Source organism: Verrucomicrobiota bacterium, assembly GCA_037139415.1.
GTDB lineage: Bacteria > Verrucomicrobiota > Verrucomicrobiia > Limisphaerales > Fontisphaeraceae > JBAXGN01.
The window spans coordinates 1-16,386 of record JBAXGN010000002.1 but is presented as its reverse complement, the minus strand read 5'-3'; the positions used below and the strand labels follow the sequence as shown (position 1 = coordinate 16,386).

Here is a 16,386-nt window from a genome sequence, read left to right as displayed (position 1 = left end):
CAAAGGCGGCTTCCGCCTGAAATAGTGGCCAAACCAAATCCGTTCGTAGGGATGGACGAATGCATACAGATCGGGCATAGTCGGCCCGTCCCTGACTTAATGCGTTATGAATGGAACAATAAATACTATGCGCAAGTTATCGCTGAACAGTCTCCAGCTTTTCGGGCTGGCCGTGGCCATGTTCGCTGTGTTCGGCAGCCAGACCGCGGCGGCACCGCTGCCATTCACGGCGTTCTCGGCGGGCAAGGCCGACGTGATTATCAGCCAGGCAGGAGGGGATTTCCTGAGGATCGGCACGGCGGTGTGGGGACCCAAGTGGGCGTACTCCAGTTTCACCGGCAAGAACGCCAGCGAGACGGGGATCACCACCGGGGATTTGAGCGCCAAAATCAAAGGGGCTGGCACGCCGCTGCGCCTGAGCTTCAAGGCCGCCCGGATTGCCCCGAACCAACTGCAATTGAGTTATGAATTAAAGGCGGAAGCAGGCATGGAAATTACGCTGGCCGCCGTGGATCTGGCGCCCGGCAAGTGTTTCGAGGGCCGCGAAGTCATCGTGGAGGCCCAAGGCAAAACCACCCGGGTTCCGTACCCCTTTGGCCGCCGCCCCATCGACACCCAGGTCAGCGCCTTGCGGTTGACCGAGGCCAGCGGCAGCACCACGGTGATCCGGTTTGAGCCACCCTGCGAGGTTGCCGCCGATAATTCCGCCCGCATCATCCTCGCCCAAGACGCCGTGAAAGCCGGCGTCAGCAAGTCGTTGAAATTGACGGTGGAGCTGCCCGGCGCGACGGATTGGTACGCCAGCCTCGCCGAAATGCCCGAGGAGCCGGGCATGGCCGCGTGGTACCCGTGGCTGGCCACGGGCGACCCGGGCGACAGCATTCTCGGCATGCAGGATTGGCTGGAGCAACCGGCGGGCAAACACGGGCGCATCACGCGCCAGGACGACTCGCTGCTTTATCACGGGCAGCCCATCAAGCTCTGGGGCATCAACCTTTGCTACGGCGCGTGCGCGCCGGAAAAGGCGATGGCTGACAAGCGGGCCGCGTTTTATCGCAAGTACGGCATTAACGCGGTGCGGCTGCACAAGTTCGCCGATGGTGCTGGCTGGTCCGGCATCCAGTCCAAGGCGAGTTGCGTGGAGTATGATCCGCAGGGGTTGGACTTGATGGATTACCAGGTGGCGAAGTTCAAGGCCGCCGGCATTTACGTGAAGCTCTCCGCGCACTTCGGATCGCTCAAGCTCGGGCCGGCGGACCGACAATACGTGCCGTTCATGGAGGAGTTCGGCGACGCCAAGGGCGGACGCATCGAGACACCCCACAGCGGCGTGCATTATTCGCCGGACTTGCAGCGCGTGCAGATCCTCCAGATGGTGAACCTGCTCAAGCACAAGAATCCCCACACCGGCCTGACCTACGCCGAGGATCCGGCGGTGGCGTTCATCGAGATCATCAACGAGCAAAGCATCCTGTTTTTTACTTCGATGACACCGCTCAAGGCCAGCGCCACTTTGCGCAAACAGGTCGGCGAACGCTTCTGCCAATGGCTGCGCCAGAAATATGGCTCCCACGACAAGCTGGCGCAGGCGTGGGGACAAGGCTCATTCGATAGTTTTGCCGCAGATGGTTTCAAGCCCGCCGGCGAACACCTCGACAAGAACAACATCCTGCCGCTGGGCAACCCGTGGTATTGGGATCCGGAGCAATTGAGCGGCTCCCAGGCTAGCCGCAAGCGGCGACTGCTGGACACGCTGGAGTTTCTCTACACCTTGGAATGCGAATTCTATGATCGCTACGTCAAGGCCCTGCGTGAGGCGGGGTATCAAGGGGAAATCCTCAGCTCCAACTGGCAGGCCGGGCGCGCCTACAGCCATTTTGCCAATCTCCATGCGGATTATCGCGTGGGCACCATTGACCGCCATAACTATTTCGGCGGCAAGACCGCCAACGCCTCCATGCTGGCGCACGCGGGTTCGGGCATGCTCAGCAGCGGCATGCAACAAGTGGCCGACCGCCCGTTCATGCTTTCCGAATGGATTCACGTTGTCCCCAGCGAATTCGGCGTCGAAGGCCCGGCTATTCTCGGCGCTTACGGGATGGGGTTGCAAGGCTGGGACGTCTCATTCATGTTCCAAAATCGCGACACCGGCAACTTCGCCGCCAAACTCGGCGGCGACCGTTGGGAAGTCACCGCCCCCCAGGTGCTGGGCATTTTCCCCGCCGTTGCGCGCCAGATCCATCGCGGCGACGTGAAGCAATCGGACCTCACCATCGTACGCCACGTGCATGTCCCATCCCTCTTTGAAGGCCGGCTCAGCTTCGACGACAAGGTCGCACAAGGCTACGACGACAAGGAACTGGACAGCAGCAAAGTGCCAGCCCAAACCCTGGCGGTGGCGCGCAGCGTTGTGGACTTCACCAAAACCTTCACCGACACGCCGGCTTTTGACCTCAAACCATATCGCCAGGACGGATTGCTCGTTTCCGACACCAAACAATTGCGCTGGCACGAGGCTGCTGGCGACGGCGGCGGCTGGTTCACCATGGACACTCCCGGCACCAAGGCCGTTGTGGGCTTCGCCAGTGGCCGCAAGCACGACCTCGGCTGCGTGACCATTGAAGCGCAGGGTAACTTCGCCGCCATCTACCTCACCGCCCGGGAACGGGACCAAAGCATCGAAACCTCGCACGAACTCATCCTCGTAGCCACGGCGCGCGCACGCAATACCGGCATGAAATTCTCCCCGAACGGCGACCGCCTCCTGGCCCCCGGTGCCGCGCCCATCCTGATGGAACCGGTCAAAGCGCGAATCTCCCTCCGCAAGCCGGGCGCGCCGAAAATATACCTGCTGGATCACGATGGCCGGTTGACGGATCGCACGCTGCCGGTGGTGAATGGCACCTGCACTATTGATGGCGCACGGGACAAAACCCCGTACTATCTGCTGAAATACTGACGCCATTGCTCGTCAACGTTCACGTTCCCATTGACCGCTCCGCCGCGTTTGCTATCCTTCGCCCATGCCACTTTCGTGGAATGAGATTCGACACCGCGCCATCGCCTTTGCCAACGAGTGGCAAGGCGAAACCCGCGAGGCTGCCGAGCGCCAAACGTTCTGGAATGAGTTCTTCCATGTGTTCGGCATCCGCCGCCGCACCGTGGCCACGTTCGAGGAGCCGGTCAAGAAACTCTCAGGGGATTGGGGCTTCATTGACCTGTTCTGGCCCGGCAAACTGCTCGTCGAGCACAAGACCGCCGGGGCGGACCTCGGCAAAGCCCACGCGCAAGGCATGGATTACATTCGCGGCTTGAAGAACTCCGGGCGCGATGCGGAAATTCCCCGTTGGCTGCTCGTCTCTGATTTCACGCGCGTTGCGTTGCATGATTTGGAGCCGGAACAAGACCCGGATGCCCCGCTGTTGCAACGGTTGCCGCCCAGCATTGAGTTTCCGCTCGCAGAGTTTCACAAGCATATCCGCCATTTTGCGTTCGTCGCCGGATATACCCAGCATCGGCTGGACCCGGAAAGCCCCGCAAACCTCGAAGCCACCCAGCTCATGTGCAACCTGCACGATGCCTTGGAGCATGGCGGCTACACTGGGCACGAACTCAAACGGTTCCTGGTCCGCATCCTCTTTTGTCTTTTCGCTGAAGACACCGGCCTTTTCCCGACCAAAGGTTTTGAATTGTTAATCCGCGATCGTACCGCCGAGGATGGCTCCGATCTCGGTCTCCGTTTGGCACATCTGTTTCGCATTCTCAACACGGATACCACGCAACGCCAAAAGAACCTGGATGAGGACCTGAGCCAGTTCCCGTATGTGAACGGCGAACTCTTTTCCGAGAAGCTGGAGTTTGCGGATTTCAATGCCGACATGCGCAATGGCCTGCTGGCCTGTTGCCGGTTCCATTGGGAGACTATTTCCCCCGCCGTCTTCGGGTCGCTCTTCCAAGCCGTCATGGACAGCAAGGAACGCCGCCAGGTGGGCGCGCATTACACGGCGGAAAAGAACATTCTGAAGCTCATTCGTTCACTGTTTCTGGATGAACTGCGGGCAGAGTTTGAAAGCATCAAGACCAACCGTTCCACCCGCCGCACCGCCCGGCTGGAGGAATTCCATGAGAAACTGGCCAAGCTGACGTTCTTCGATCCCGCCTGCGGGTGCGGCAACTTTCTGGTCATCACCTACCGCGAACTGCGCAAGCTGGAATTGGAAGTGCTGCTGGAATTGCACGGTCGCCAGCATGAAATGGCGCTGGATTACGTTAATAAACTTTCCAAGCTCAACGTCCACCAATTTTACGGTATCGAGATTGAGGAATTCCCCGCTCGGATTGCCGAAGTGGCACTGTGGCTCACGGACCATCAAGCCAATATCGCCCTATCCCAGGCGTTTTCCCAACTGGTGCTGCGGTTGCCGCTGCATTCCTCGCCACATATCATGGTTGCCAACGCGCTGCGCACTGAGTGGCGTACCGTGCTGCCGCCGAAGCAATGTTCGTTCATCCTGGGGAATCCGCCGTTCGTGGGGAGCAAATACCAAACGGCGGAACAACGTGCGGACATGGATATTGTGGCGGAAGGTGTGGAGAATGCCGGGCTTTTGGATTTGGTGACCGGCTGGTATTTCAAGGCAGCGGAATACATGCGCGACACTCAGATAATAACTGCGCTTGTTTCCACCAATTCCATTACGCAAGGCGAGCAAGCGGGCGTACTTTGGCATGCGCTTTTTCAACATTTCGGCGTAAAAATACATTTTGTCCACCGCACTTTTCCATGGGAAAGTGAAGCCCGTGGCAAAGCACACGTGCATGTTGTCATCCTTGGGTTTGGCGCGGGTAATGCACCGGTGAAGCGCATTTACGATTACGAGTCCGACCCGGAGCATCCTACCATCAGCACGGCGGGAAATATCAGCCCTTACCTCGTGGAAGGAGCGGATCGCGTTATCATCAGCCGCACCACCCCGATTTGCCCGGTGCCGCCCATGGGCATCGGCAATAAGCCCATTGATGGTGGTAATTATTTATTCACTCCTGAAGAAAAAGCCGCTTTTATAAAGATGGAACCGGCGGCAGAGCCATTGTTTCGGCGTTGGATTGGTTCCGAGGAGTTTATCAATGGGATCGAACGTTGGTGTTTATGGTTGGGAGAGTGCCCTCCAGCCCAGTTGCGGAGCATGCCTTTGGCTCTTGCCCGCGTGGAAGCCGTCCGCAAGTTTCGTCTGGCGAGCAAAAGTGCGCCCACCAAGAAACTGGCGGCAACCCCCACCCGGTTCCATGTGGAGAATTTTCCTGAGCGCGCGTATCTGGTGGTGCCCAAGGTCAGTTCGGAACGTCGCCCCTACATTCCCATTGGCTTTATCAAACCGGACATCCTCAGCAGTGATCTCCTGCAAGTCATTCCCGAGGCAACGCCGTATCACTTTGGGGTATTGTCCTCGGTAATGCACATGGCTTGGGTGCGATTGGTGGCAGGGCGGTTAAAAAGTGATTACCGCTATTCAAATCGGCTTGTTTATAACAACTATCCCTGGCCGGAAACCCCGACGGATACACAGCGAAACACCGTAATCACCTGTGCACGTCGTGTCTTGGAACTGCGCGTTGAATACGGCGATGGACGGCATGGATTTCTGCCCACCAGAAAAACAGGCATTGTCCCGGCGTCCCTTGCCGATCTCTATGACCCATTGGCCATGCCTGCGCCGCTGCTCAAAGCGCACCAGGAACTGGATCGCGCAGTGGATCGTTGTTATCGCAAAAAACCATTCGTGTCCGACCGTCAGCGGGTGGAATTTCTTTTCCAGCTTTACGAACAAATCACCGCTCCGTTGGCCCCAACTGCCAAGCCAAAACATACCGCCCGCCGCAAAAAGAAAGCGGCTGATGTTCCGCCCGTTCCGCCACTCTTGGCGCAGCAAGTCCCCAATGCCGATCAAGCCGCCGCAGACGCCGCGCACGCTTATTTCCTCCACGAAGAGCCACCCCCTTATCGCACGAACACCTGAGGCGAATTCTGTCTGTCTCTTTTCCCTCGCAGTCCAATGGGGTTGGATTTGGGGTGGTGTATTTGCGCAAAGGGATTGTTCAAGATATGCGCAATTTTAGAGTGGGTACCCCCCTGCCCTTATCGGATCTAAAAAAATATCAAAAAACTACTTCCGTTTTGCAAAGAGGGTGCTATAAGGGCAGAAATAATGAACGATGTGGATCTTGGCATTTGGGGTAAGTTGACCCGTGCGATCCTGGTGTTGCTGGTTGCGGCGGCCATGGTGGCCATCGTCACCATGTATTATCCATTGCTCAAGCAAAACGAGCGGATGCGCCAGGTGGTGTATCATTTGGATACACAAATTCAACAGGAACGGGCCTTGGAAAAGCAGTTTGGGTACGCCATCGAATCCATGAGCAAGGATCCGCGTTCAGTAGAACGGCTGGCCCGCGAAAAACTGGGCTACGCCAAACCGGGAGAAACCGTTATCCGTTTTGAAGAGGCTGGGGGCGTCCAAACCACGCCACTACGTTGATCCGCGTTTCAAGCGTGCGAATTTCCACCACCCAGTGCCACCGCGCCATTATGGCGTGGCAGCGGGCTGCAATCGGACTTCCAAACGATGCTTCACCACACCCCACATGCCAAATGCGTTTGACGCATAGCCGGGTTTGAATACCTGAACTGTCAGGGCGTCACCCGGCTTGCCAAACCCGCGCTCATCAATATGCGCCAGGCCGCGTTCATCGGTCAGGTACGGGGTACTGGTAACAGAAGGGTAAACCAAACTCACCGTCGCTCCGGCAACGGGCTTGCCGGAGGACGCATCCACGACGCGGATCACATGCCCGCCACCCGCGCAGCCGGTGATGAAACCGGCGAGCGCGAAAAGCATTGCGACTGGCGCGACGGTGAGTTGTGAGTTGCTTTTTATAACAACTTCTTCAAGCCGGCCAGAGACATCTCGGTGCATTCCATGGGCGACTTGCCATCGGGATATCGTTCCTGTTCCACGGTGATCCATTCCGTCCCGCCAAATTCGCGGCAGGCGGCAATCACGGCGGACCAGTCCACGGAATCCTGACCTAAGATGGCTTTTTTGGTCTTGTCGTCGCCAACGACGGTTGGCTTGAAATGCGTAATCTTCATGCGGCCTTGATAACGCTTCATCAAATCCACGGGGTTCAAACCGGCGGCCGCCGTCCATCCGCAGTCCTGTTGCAACACGACGTCCTTGCTGGTGCGTTCCGCGAACAGATCATAATAGGTCTTGTCCCCGTTCTTCTTGAACTCGCCGGTGTGATTATGATAACCGCAGTACAGGCCCAATGGCTTGAGCACTTCGGCGGTTTTGTTGAAGGTTTCCGCCAGCGCTTTGCTTTTCTCCGGATCGGTAAAATCCTTGTCACCAGGCACGATGAGATATTTGCAGCCGATGGTCTGGTGAAACTCGATGGTCTTCTGCAAGGCATCGCCACGGAAACTGCCGGTGCCGATGTGTGTGCCCGCCGCCTTCAAATTCAGTTCATCCAGCTTTTTACGCAATTCAGCGGCCTTGCCGCCATAAGAGTGATACCCGGCGAACTCCACCCCTTCAAACCCCATTTTCGCCAGTTGCGCCAGCACGGCGTCAAAATTCTTGGCGCAATCCGTGCGCACCGAATAAAGCTGCACGGAAATTTTCATGGTTTGACCGGCGCCAAAGGCGCTTAAATAAGGTTTCATGCCCAAGGCAGCGGCGGTAAGCACCGATCCTTTGACAAACTGACGACGTGTTGTATGGATCATATTTATATTAGTTTTTCGTGTTCGAGGGGCCACTCTAAATAATCAGCGCCGGCTTTGTCCAGCTTTTTAGGCGCGCAATGACACACTCAACGCGCGCTTGCATCTCACAGCGTGAGCGCCCCCAAGATGGGGTGTTCATCCCGCAATAATTTCTCCGGCATGGGGCGTGGGGCTGTCCAGCAATTCCCATACGCGCTGGGCGGCGCGGTCAGCCGCGCCGGGCTGCCCCAGGGTGGCCATCACTTTGCCCAGGCGTCGCTTGATCTGCGCGCGCTGCAAGTCATCTTGCAACAGCGCCAGCGCCGCGCGTGCCAGGTTCTCTGCTGTGGCTTCCGTCTGAATGAATTCGGGAAACAGGCGTTCATTGGCCAGCAGATTGGGCATGGCCAGATGTTGCACCTTCACCAAGCGACGCGCGATTTCAAACGTCAGCCAGGAGGTCTTGTACAGCGCCACCGTGGGCACGCCGAAATAGGCGCATTCCACAGTGACGGTTCCCGTGCTAGCCAGAGCGATGGTCGCGCCGCGCAAGGCGTCCGCCAAACCGCCCACTTGCAGCACGATTTCCGGTGGCGGATTGAAGCTCCGAGTCAACGCCATCAACTCGTTGTTCGGCAATACCATTCGGGCGCGTAATCCCGGCAACGTTGTGCGTAAAATGGCCCACGCGCCCAATAACGGCGGCAGATGTCGTTTTAATTCGGCCACCCGACTGCCGGGAAGGAACACCACATACGGCTCAGCGGCGGCAGACTGGCCGGTCACCACCTTCGGCGGATAACGGTCAAAGATCGGGTGCCCCACAAATTCCACCCGCAACCCCGGCGCATGGCTGGCATACCAATCCTTCTCGAACGGGAAGATGCTCAACACCATTGCGTAATCCCGGGCCATGGCCTGCGCACGCCCGGAACGGGACGCCCAGACTTGCGGCGACACGAACTGGACCAGATGCGGATTCCAATCGGAACCCACCATGGCTTGGGCGCGGCGCTTGGCGGCTTGGGCAAAGCGCCGGTTGAAACCAGAGTAATCCACGCCAATAATCACGTCGGGCCGGCGTTCCTCTGCCATGGCCAAAAGTTGATGGAAGAAGCGGCGAAACTTCCAATATTGGCGGACGACTTCCCAGATGCCCACCACGGCATGGGCGGTGAGATCAAACGCCAAGTCCACACCTACTTTGGCCATGTGGGGTCCACCCGCACCGAAGAATACTGGCTGCATCCCGCCGGGCGCTCGGGCGCGCAGAGCGCGTGTGAGTTCGGACGCCAGTAAATCGCCACTGGCCTCACCCGCAATCACCATGAAAGATTTGTGCCGCACGGGTTGCTTAAACGGACGGCTTCACACCCGCCTCGCGGATTTGCCGGGTGATTTCCAACGCCAAATCCAGCGCGAGTTTGGCGGATTCGCCGCTGACCTCCGGCGTCTGATGCGCCGCGACACATTGGATGAAACTCTGCAACTCCAGCAGCAGCGGTTCGCCTTTTTCAATCGGCACCGGTTCGCGCACAATGCGCTTGCCGGCAAATGCGCTGACGACCGTCGTATCCTTGGAGGCAAGCAGCTTCTTGAAGATGGAACTTTCCGGTTCGTCATCCCGGGCAATGCGATAGATGTAGCCTTCCTGGGCGCGATAATCCAAGGACACATAGCTCGTCGTCTGTCCGCCGCTGAACACGCGAATCTTCCGCATCCGTTCCGGACTGATACGGCTAGCGGTGAGATTGGCAATACAGCCGTTGGCAAAGCGCAAGCGCACATTCGCAATGTCCTCGGATTTGCTAAGCACGGGAATGCCCACGGCATCCACACTGACCACGGGCGACTTTACAAACGCAAGCACCACGTCGAGGTCGTGAATCATGAGGTCGAGCACAACCCCAATATCCGTGCTGCGGGCCGGAAACGGCGAGAGCCGATGGGTCTCAATGAAGCGCGGTTCAGTAGCCACCTGCTGCAAATACCGGAACACCGGGTTGAACCGCTCCACATGCCCCACCTGAAGCACGCAGGCATTTTGCCGGGCCAAGCGCACCAACTCGGCGGCCTGTTCCGTTGCCTCGGTCATCGGCTTTTCCACCAAACAATGGCGACGCGCCTTCAGGACTTGCTGCGCCAAGTCGAAATGGGTGACGGTTGGGGTGACAATACTCAATGCGTCGCTGGCCTGGATCGCCTCGGCCACCGATTTGAACACGGGCACCCCATGCTTTTGGGCGATGGTGCGCGCGGTCTCCGCGTGGGCATCGTACAAGCCGGTAAATTCCACCTGGCCGGCGGCCGCCAGCGTGGCATAAATCCGGGCATGCTCCTTTCCCAAGGAGCCGGTACCTAGAACTGCAACTTTGACTTTATTCATGATGCAATGTGCGACGCGGTTTTGCGTGCGCGACGGCAGTTTGCCACTGACGGCTTTAGGCTGGCAACTGATTATCCTGAACGGCTTTGCCAGGATCACCTGCGATTCAGACCTTTCGCACCAATCCGTCCACTTCCAAGCGCGCCGCAAACGGCACGGTATCACGCTGCACACAGACCCGCACATCGTCGCAGAGGTCCGGGATGGAAAGCAGCTTCCGCCCATTGCGGGCCAGGCGCATGGCGGCCATCAGATCCGCCCGGTGCATTTGATAGAGTTGCTGGGCCATCAGCGCCGTATCGGAATTTTGCCCAACGGCAAGCCGGCCTTCCAGCGCCTCCAGCAACGCCCCGGCAGCCAGCACGTCTTCCAATGCCGCCTGCTCAAAAGTGCCGCTGCAGACCACCACCAACTCCCCAGGTGCCAGCCGCACCACGTGTTCCGCCACGGCGGAAAGATTCACAAACCCGCCGACCAAGGTCCATTGGGCTCTGGCGCAGGCACGCAACGCGCGCGTGCCGTTGGTGGTCGTTGTGGCGATGGTTTTGCCAGCGACCCGGTCGGGCGTAAATTCACGCGGCGAATTGCCGAAGTCGAAATCCACGCTGCCCGTCTGCGCTTTGCGGATGCGCACGCCATTGCGTTCGCCCGCCAGCAATAGGTCCGGAATTTTGGCCTTCAATGCCAGTGCCTCGGAAATTTCCGCCACGGGCGCGACCGCCTGTGCGCCGTTGGCCAGCGCCGTCAACATAGACGTGGTGGCGCGCAATACATCAAAAACCACACAGCCGGTCTGGCTGAGGTCCCGTTTGCGCAGTTCTTCAAAATCCGCCGGCGTAAATAATACCGTGATGTCAGTTGCCATATTGCTCATTCGCGGGAGTGATCTTTGATCAAGTCCGTAGTTTATCCAAGCTTTCTCATGTAATGGAAAAGGTATTGCTGGGCGTAGCCAGCCTGGGGGCCAAAATGAGAGTGAACAAACCGGTCCATGCGCGAGCGCGTGGGCGCGCGCTTTGGGAAATAAAGTTGCTGGATGGCCTTGTGTATCCAGACATCCACCGGAAAGGCCGTGGGAAAACCAAAAGCAAACAGCAGCACACAATTGGCGATCTTGGGGCCAACCCCGGGTTGAGTCATCACCGTGGCACGGGCTTGCTGCACATCCATGGTGTGCAGCGATTGCAAATTCAAACGCCCCCCGGCCACCGCCCGGGCGCAGGCCAGCAGGTACGGCGCTCGAAACCCCATCTTGCAGGCGCGCAATTCCGGTTCGCTCAATGATGCCAGCCGCTCAGGGGTGGGAAATGCATGGACGGGTGCATGTCCGTCGGGAACATGTAGCGTGGCACCATACCGTTGGCAAAGCAGTTCCACGATCTGCTTGATTTGGACGATTTGTTTGGTCGAAGAACAGATAAAAGAGGCGAGGCATTCCCAAGGTTCCTGCCGAAGCAGTCGAAGACCACGACACTCCCTTACCGCCGCTTGCATGGGTGTATCTTTGGGAAATGTTTCCAAAACCTCCGAAAGGTGGACGTCCAATTGCAGGTACTCAGTCAGCCAAGCCCACGTGGCGACCGGTTCAGCCGTTTCCGCCTCAATACTATCCGGCCCCTGGCGCAAACGCACCCAGCGGTCGCCAACCACCCCTTCCCAAGCCCCCTCCAGCAGTCGCCAGCGAAATGCCTGCCCGCTATCCAAGGTGGCCGCCAGATCATAATCGGCGACCGGGAATTTGACGTGCCGGTTCGGCAACATTTCATTGCGAGTATCACCGGCAATTGTGGTCGCGCGATTCAATTCATCTCACGGTTATTCCAACTGCCGAGTGATCACCTGGCCCTTTCGGAATCAACAACGGCGTTTACGCCAGCTCCAGTACGGCCTGCACCAGCTTGTTGATCCCGGCTTCCGCCTCGGTAATGCGAGCAGCCAGCATGTACGCGGGGGTGGTCACAATTTTGAGACGGCGATCCACCACGACATTAAAAACCTTGCAGGAGACATGTTTCCCACCAGCGGTTTGCAACGCCCGCGCAGTCCCCTCATCGGTACCAATGGTGAATTCAACTTGTTCAGCGCCAAACAGCCGCGCGGCGATGGCTGGGGCAATGCAGGCGAATCCGATGGGCTTGCCCGCTTTATGGGCCGCCTGCAAAACGGCGGCTACCTGCTCCTGAACGACAAACTTTTCCCCGGCCAGCGCGAAATTGCACAGATTCTTGGCCGCGCCAAATCCGCCAGGGATAATTACGGCATCCACCTCGCTCACCTGGAGACGACTGAGCGGAATGATATTGCCACGGGCGATGCGGGCGGATTCCACCAGCACATTGCGGGTTTCCCCCGGCACCGGCTGCTGGGTGAAATGGTTGATGACATGATGTTGGGGGATATCCGGAGCAGCACAAATGACTTGCGCATTGGCACGATCCAAGGCGAGCAACGTGAGCACCGATTCATGAATTTCGGCTCCATCGAACACCCCGCAACCGGAAAGAATCACGGCGACTTTTTTCATATGTGTCAGCATAGCCGTTGGGTGAAATTTTGCAAGGCGAATGAAGACAGTGGCTGGGTATCCGCGTCTGGCATCAGGCCCGATGCGATTCAACTCCGCCGCAAATGCCCCCTACTCCGCCGGACGCCAATCCAGCACCTTTAACTGTACGGTGGTGGCCCCGTTGTATGAATTTACCTGGGGCGCAAACGCCAGATCGAAATTACCGGTCGGCCAGATCGCCTCGCCCGCCCCCCACCAGACCGCTTCCACAATGCGGCAACTCGTATCCGTCACCCACAGTTTCACATGCTGCTTATTGGCACCCATGCGCAACGGTGCGCGCGTGCTGTTCAACCGCCGGGCGAACAATTGGGGGGACGGGTTTTGCTGTCCGAAGGGACGCAGTTGTTCCAGTTCTTTGATGCGTTCCAACGTCAAATCACCCAGCGCCACTTCCGCATCCAACCGCAAGGCGGGTTGGAATTGCTCCAGGGGCAGCGCCTTTTGCACCAATTCATTCAGGCGCGCGCGCAAGGCGGGCAGGTTTTCCGGACGGATGGAGACACCCGCCGCCATGGCATGGCCGCCATGTTTCACCAGCAAATCATCGCACTCACGCAACGCCGCAGCCAGGTCAAATCCTTCAATACTGCGACCAGACCCGCGCCAATGGTCGCCATCGCCCCCGAGAATAATGGTGGGACGATAAAATTCATGCAGCACCCGCGAGGCCACAATGCCCACCACCCCAAGATGCCAGGCAGGCTGCCCCTCGACGATGACCCAATCCCGGCTGGCATCAAACCGCGGTCGCAAGTCAGCCAGAATTTGTTCAACGGTGGTATTCCCGGTTTCCTGGCGCTCGCGGTTGGTGACATCCAATGCCTGTGCCAAAGGCATGGCGGTCGTCACATCTTTGGCCAGCAATAACTCCAACGCCGCATTGGCGGTTTCCATCCGTCCCGCCGCATTGAGGCGCGGCGCAAGTTGAAACCCCACTTCATGCACCCCGACAAATTTCGTCGTCTGGCTTACCTCTTTCAACATCTGCAAGCCAGGACGACGCGTGGAATTCAATCGTTCCAGGCCGACCGTGGTCAGAATGCGGTTCTCACCCGTCAGCGGCACAATATCCGCAATGGTACCGAGCGCAACCAGGTCCAGCAAAGGCCGCAGATCATACGCCGCAAAACCGGGCAGCCCCTGTTCCCGTCCGCGTTTGACCAAGGCATGCACCAATTTGAAGGCGAGACCAGCGGAACAGAGTTCCGTGAAATCCTCCTGGCCATATTTGACGCCACGTTCGAGTAATAACTGCGGGTTTACCAGCGCCGTGGCGACCGGTGCCGGATTCGACACCTGGTGATGATCCAGCACAATCACATCCACTCCCTGCTCGCGCAGCCAGGCAATGGTGGCCACCGTGGTGGAACCGCAATCCACCGCCAGCAGCAGGTTGACGGGATATTTACGCAGGCAATTTTCCACCCCGTCCCGGCTCAGCCCGTAGCCCTCGTCCATGCGATGCGGCAAATAGTGGTGCGCCTGCCATCCCTGGCCGGTTAGAAATTCGTATAACAACGCGGTGGAGGTGACGCCATCCACATCGTAATCGCCGAAAATCACCAGCGGCGTTTGTTCTGCGCGGGCGCGCAATAAACGTTCCACCGCCAAATCCATATTGGGCAACAGAAATGGATCTGCCAGCGATTTCAAGCGGGGCGAGATGAACTGGCGGGCGTTCCCGGGATCACTCAAATTCCGATTAATCAGGCATTGGGCAAGCAGTGGCGAGCAGGCGAGCTGCTTGGCGAGTGAATCCGCGAGCAACGGTTGCGCTTGGGCGATGGACCAACGATATTTCATGTTTGAGAAAAACTTAGCGGAGTTAAAATCATAGCACGCCCCACTTTCGCAAGAGCGTATCCAACCAGTGGAAGACTTGATGCGAGGCACTCCAATACACGGTAAAACACCAACCGATGTAGAGGGTGGTCCACAAGGAAAGCACATAGCCCACCCAGATCATCACCCCATCCTCCTCCATCATGCTGGCGGCCAGAAAAATAATGGTGTAGCTGGGAAAAAAGTTGGTTAATGGAGGAACCGGCGGCAGCGGCAGCGCCAATAATAAAGCCGCCAACACAATCAGCAAAACATTCAGCACATGGACCGCCGGCCACCGCAGCCATTCGGATTTGCGCGGTTTGACCACTTTTTCCAGGATGCGCAGTACTTTCAGTCCCCCGTTCAAGATGACCTTGCGGACGCGCTCGGTCAGCACCCGATCCCCCACCCGCCGGGGCAAGCGCACTTGGCCGCGCCGGATCAGGCCCAAGGCCATGATCGCAATGGCGGTCCCCAGCGGCGGGCTCATGCCTGGCACGGAGGCCGGGGCGACAAACGGCAGACACAGCAGAATGATGAGCAGGAAAACACCCCGCCCTTCCGTCCGCTGCAGCAGCATGTTCAAGGTCAGGTTCGCCTGCCCGGAGTGATTGGCCAGCAGTGCTTCCAAACGCTGCGAAAGCGGTTGCGGCGGCGCGAGCGGTGCTGGAACTGGTTGCGGCGCCTCACTCATGAATCGAAGGCTTTCATGAAGAATGGTCGCCCGCGTCCTTCGCTTTTCTGGCAAGCAATCGTGTTTCCCGGCGTCCGGCGAATAAGGAGAAAACCACGGAAACCATCAGGATACCCGCCACGATCCCGAGGGAAACTCCCGCGCTGACCTGCAACTCTTTCAGCAATCCAAGTTTGGCTTGCGCTAGCGGCAGCAGCATCTTGAGCCCCACAAAGATCAACACCAGCGACAACCCCACCTTCAAAAACCGGAAATAGCGGATGGCATTGGCCAGCAGAAAATACATGGAACGCAGGCCCAGGATGGCGAATACATTCGAGGTGAACACAATAAACGGTTTGGTGGTGATGGAAAAGATGGCCGGGATGGAATCAATGGCAAACACTAAATCAGTGGTCTCCACCACGATCAGCACCAGCGCCAGCGGCGTCAACGCCCGGCGTCCGCCCACCACGGTCAAAAACTTCTGCCCGTCATAAAAACCGCTGACGGGATAGAGCCTGCGCGCCAGCTTGACGACCGGGTTTTTCTCGGGCTGCACCCCATCCTCGTCATCCGCCAATACCATTTTTCCACCGGTATAAATCAGGAACGCGCCCATGAAATAGAGCACCCAATGGAATTTCGTCACCAACGCCGCCCCCCCGCCAATCATCAAGCCGCGCATGACCAGCGCGCCGAGAATACCCCAGAAGAGCACGCGATGCTGCAATTCCGAGGCGACCCGGAAATAGGAAAACACCAGAGCGATCACGAACACGTTATCCATGGACAACGAGAGTTCAATGATATAGCCGGTGACAAACAGTACGCTTTCCTCCTGGCCGCGCGCCTGGTAAATCCACCAGGCAAATCCTCCGGCCAGCAACACCCCGATGCCCGACCACAGCAACGCCTCCCGGAACTTCACCACATGCGCGTGGCGGTGGAAAACCCCCAAGTCCAGCGCCAGATAAACCAGCACCGCCATCAAAAATCCCATCCAATGCCAAGGCGTGATTTCAATTAAAGCAAACATAGCACGCAAAACCTAACACCCGTCACGGGCACTGTAAAGCATAGCCAGAATTTTAACCATGGAGCCATGGAGCGGGTGTGTGACCGGAGAGTAACTTTGTTCAAGCGGCGATTTGGAGTTTGAGGTA

13 protein-coding genes are annotated in these 16,386 nt (G+C 58.1%); 3 read left to right on the top strand and 10 right to left on the bottom strand.

From position 1 onward, the window contains the following. Positions 1-127: 127 nt before the first annotated feature. The 3 genes from WCO56_00520 to WCO56_00510 all read left to right on the top strand — a co-directional run bounded on the left by WCO56_00520 (position 128) and on the right by WCO56_00510 (position 6,536). Positions 128-2,959, top strand: a complete 2,832-nt coding sequence (locus WCO56_00520; GenBank protein ID MEI7728025.1) for a hypothetical protein — start codon at positions 128-130, stop codon at positions 2,957-2,959. Between the two features lie 64 nt (positions 2,960-3,023). Then, positions 3,024-6,017 (top strand): DNA methyltransferase, encoded by a 2,994-nt coding sequence (locus WCO56_00515; GenBank protein ID MEI7728024.1) that lies wholly within the window; start codon positions 3,024-3,026, stop codon positions 6,015-6,017. 189 nt (positions 6,018-6,206) lie between these two features. Next, positions 6,207-6,536 (top strand): septum formation initiator family protein, encoded by a 330-nt coding sequence (locus tag WCO56_00510; protein MEI7728023.1) that lies wholly within the window; start codon positions 6,207-6,209, stop codon positions 6,534-6,536. Between the two features lie 48 nt (positions 6,537-6,584). On the opposite strand, the gene WCO56_00505 is transcribed toward WCO56_00510, so the two are convergent. The 10 genes from WCO56_00505 to WCO56_00460 form a co-directional block, all read right to left on the bottom strand. After that, a complete protein-coding gene (locus tag WCO56_00505) occupies positions 6,585-6,896 on the bottom strand; it encodes a hypothetical protein (GenBank protein MEI7728022.1) in 312 nt (103 codons plus the stop codon). A gap of 35 nt (positions 6,897-6,931) precedes the next feature. After that, entirely contained in the window at positions 6,932-7,789 is an 858-nt protein-coding gene (locus WCO56_00500; protein MEI7728021.1) for a sugar phosphate isomerase/epimerase, read from the bottom strand. Between the two features lie 135 nt (positions 7,790-7,924). Further along, positions 7,925-9,115 carry a lipid-A-disaccharide synthase gene (gene lpxB, locus WCO56_00495; protein MEI7728020.1) on the bottom strand — a complete coding sequence of 397 codons (1,191 nt, stop codon included), beginning with the start codon at positions 9,113-9,115 and terminating at the stop codon, positions 7,925-7,927. A gap of 7 nt (positions 9,116-9,122) precedes the next feature. Continuing rightward, positions 9,123-10,154 (bottom strand): Gfo/Idh/MocA family oxidoreductase, encoded by a 1,032-nt coding sequence (locus WCO56_00490; GenBank protein ID MEI7728019.1) that lies wholly within the window; start codon positions 10,152-10,154, stop codon positions 9,123-9,125. Positions 10,155-10,260: 106 nt separating this feature from the next. Continuing rightward, complete coding sequence (locus WCO56_00485; GenBank protein MEI7728018.1) at positions 10,261-11,019, bottom strand: 2-phosphosulfolactate phosphatase; 759 nt, start codon at positions 11,017-11,019, stop codon at positions 10,261-10,263. Between the two features lie 41 nt (positions 11,020-11,060). Further along, positions 11,061-11,915, bottom strand: a complete 855-nt coding sequence (locus WCO56_00480; GenBank protein ID MEI7728017.1) for a DNA glycosylase — start codon at positions 11,913-11,915, stop codon at positions 11,061-11,063. A 106-nt stretch (positions 11,916-12,021) separates the two neighbouring features. Continuing rightward, positions 12,022-12,678: an isoprenoid biosynthesis glyoxalase ElbB gene (gene elbB, locus WCO56_00475; protein ID MEI7728016.1), complete on the bottom strand. Its 657-nt coding sequence runs from the start codon at positions 12,676-12,678 to the stop codon at positions 12,022-12,024. Between the two features lie 111 nt (positions 12,679-12,789). Further along, on the bottom strand, positions 12,790-14,526 hold the full coding sequence (gene recJ / locus WCO56_00470; protein ID MEI7728015.1) for a single-stranded-DNA-specific exonuclease RecJ: 1,737 nt from the start codon (positions 14,524-14,526) through the stop codon (positions 12,790-12,792). 28 nt (positions 14,527-14,554) lie between these two features. After that, positions 14,555-15,241 (bottom strand): exopolysaccharide biosynthesis protein, encoded by a 687-nt coding sequence (locus WCO56_00465; protein ID MEI7728014.1) that lies wholly within the window; start codon positions 15,239-15,241, stop codon positions 14,555-14,557. Positions 15,242-15,254: 13 nt separating this feature from the next. Beyond that, positions 15,255-16,259 carry a TerC family protein gene (locus tag WCO56_00460; GenBank protein MEI7728013.1) on the bottom strand — a complete coding sequence of 335 codons (1,005 nt, stop codon included), beginning with the start codon at positions 16,257-16,259 and terminating at the stop codon, positions 15,255-15,257. Between the last annotated feature and the right edge of the window lie 127 nt (positions 16,260-16,386).

Excerpts from the sequence above, each read along its gene's own strand:
- WCO56_00520 (MEI7728025.1), top strand. The coding sequence starts at position 128 with ATGCGCAAGTTATCGCTGAACAGTCTCCAGCTTTTCGGGCTGGCCGTG.
- WCO56_00515 (MEI7728024.1), top strand. The coding sequence starts at position 3,024 with ATGCCACTTTCGTGGAATGAGATTCGACACCGCGCCATCGCCTTTGCC.
- WCO56_00510 (MEI7728023.1), top strand. The coding sequence starts at position 6,207 with ATGAACGATGTGGATCTTGGCATTTGGGGTAAGTTGACCCGTGCGATC.
- WCO56_00505 (MEI7728022.1), bottom strand. The coding sequence starts at position 6,896 with ATGCTTTTCGCGCTCGCCGGTTTCATCACCGGCTGCGCGGGTGGCGGG.
- WCO56_00500 (MEI7728021.1), bottom strand. The coding sequence starts at position 7,789 with ATGATCCATACAACACGTCGTCAGTTTGTCAAAGGATCGGTGCTTACC.
- WCO56_00490 (MEI7728019.1), bottom strand. The coding sequence starts at position 10,154 with ATGAATAAAGTCAAAGTTGCAGTTCTAGGTACCGGCTCCTTGGGAAAG.
- WCO56_00485 (MEI7728018.1), bottom strand. The coding sequence starts at position 11,019 with ATGGCAACTGACATCACGGTATTATTTACGCCGGCGGATTTTGAAGAA.
- WCO56_00480 (MEI7728017.1), bottom strand. The coding sequence starts at position 11,915 with ATGTTGCCGAACCGGCACGTCAAATTCCCGGTCGCCGATTATGATCTG.
- elbB (MEI7728016.1), bottom strand. The coding sequence starts at position 12,678 with ATGAAAAAAGTCGCCGTGATTCTTTCCGGTTGCGGGGTGTTCGATGGA.
- recJ (MEI7728015.1), bottom strand. The coding sequence starts at position 14,526 with ATGAAATATCGTTGGTCCATCGCCCAAGCGCAACCGTTGCTCGCGGAT.
- WCO56_00465 (MEI7728014.1), bottom strand. The coding sequence starts at position 15,241 with ATGAGTGAGGCGCCGCAACCAGTTCCAGCACCGCTCGCGCCGCCGCAA.
- WCO56_00460 (MEI7728013.1), bottom strand. The coding sequence starts at position 16,259 with ATGTTTGCTTTAATTGAAATCACGCCTTGGCATTGGATGGGATTTTTG.